1 protein-coding gene is annotated in these 1213 nt (G+C 56.3%); it reads right to left on the reverse strand.

Annotation, left to right across the window (positions count from 1 at the left end; translation table 11 throughout):
• Positions 1-189 precede the first annotated feature (189 nt).
• Positions 190-1213, reverse strand: a 1024-nt coding sequence (locus tag IRY30_RS10245; protein WP_323741518.1) for an ArdC-like ssDNA-binding domain-containing protein, incomplete at its 5' end; no start/stop codon positions are given.

The following is a 1213-nucleotide window of genomic DNA, read 5'->3' on the forward strand; positions in this document are numbered from 1 at the left end:
CTCGCCGAACAGTTCGAGCAGGCTGGTGGGGTTGGGGGCTGCAAGCACAGTGCGACTCATGCACTGGTGCGCCGCAGAACACACACCCCACCGGCCTTCCTTCCTCCTGGTTGGTGTGGCTGGCCCCTAGCCAAGCCAGACACACCAACCCGCCGCCGAAAATCGGTGGCGGGGAGGGCTGTTAACTAGCTAACTCTGCAACTTCGCTGAGTGCTCTAGTGCCTCGGCCAGCTCGTGAGCTCCTTTGAGTACTCGCCCGGCAGTATCCTGGATCGCCTCAACGCTGCCCCCTGCCCAGCCTGCGACATATCCCACTGTGTAGGCGCTGGTGTCTAGTCCAAGAATGCCCGCCACGACATACGCCACGGATTCGGCTTCGATCTCGCGGGCTTCATGGGACAGATCCAGATCGGCGCGGGTGCCGTTGTCGCTGTGCAGGATCATGTGAGCGCACTCATGTAGGAGGGTTTTAGCTGCTTGAGCGTCCCCAAGAGAACTATCCACCACAATGCTGAATGATCCATCCTGAGTAATGTAACCGTTAGTCTGGCCGGGGATACTCTCGCGGGTCACGGTGTATCCCTTGGATTCCGCAAATTCCTGGGCGCGGGCGTAGATGTCTGAGTCATCGGAACCTTCAAGACGGCGAGCAATCTCTGGGATCTCCACGGCCTCTTCTGTTGGCTCGGTCTGGCTGATGTCGAACACTGTCAAAATTGGGAAGGTTCGACGCTGGTGTTCTTCTTCTTCGCCGTGTTCGTTTTCTACGGTGTATTTCTTCGTGCTGTATCCGAAAATCTTGATACCCCGCTCGCCTTTCCGCACCTGGCGGCCAAATTCGTTTGCCCACTTGCGGTATCCAGCCACCTGCGTAGCTGTAGGGAATTGGCTTCGAATGAGCAAAAGATTTTTCACACTGTAGGCATGGAACTGCTGCGCAAAGTTGAGAAAGTCTATCCACTCGTCAGACTTCACGAGCTGTTCTACCTGCTCAGTAATGCTTGCTTGCAGCTCCTTGGCCAGCTCTTGACGCTTTTCTGCCTGTTTCTTTCGTGCTGCTGCGCTCAATGCCATGATGTCCTCCATGTAGTGAATCGGTGACCCGTCTGCCACCTGCCTTACCTCCTCGTTTTTCGCCCGAGAAGGCACGAAGTGCCGATTAGTGAGCGACGCGAAGTGCCAGTCCTGGAACCGGAGAAAGGAGAACAAGTTT

The sequence above is a fragment of the Corynebacterium suicordis DSM 45110 genome, from assembly GCF_015351405.1.
GTDB classification, from domain to species: domain Bacteria; phylum Actinomycetota; class Actinomycetes; order Mycobacteriales; family Mycobacteriaceae; genus Corynebacterium; species Corynebacterium suicordis.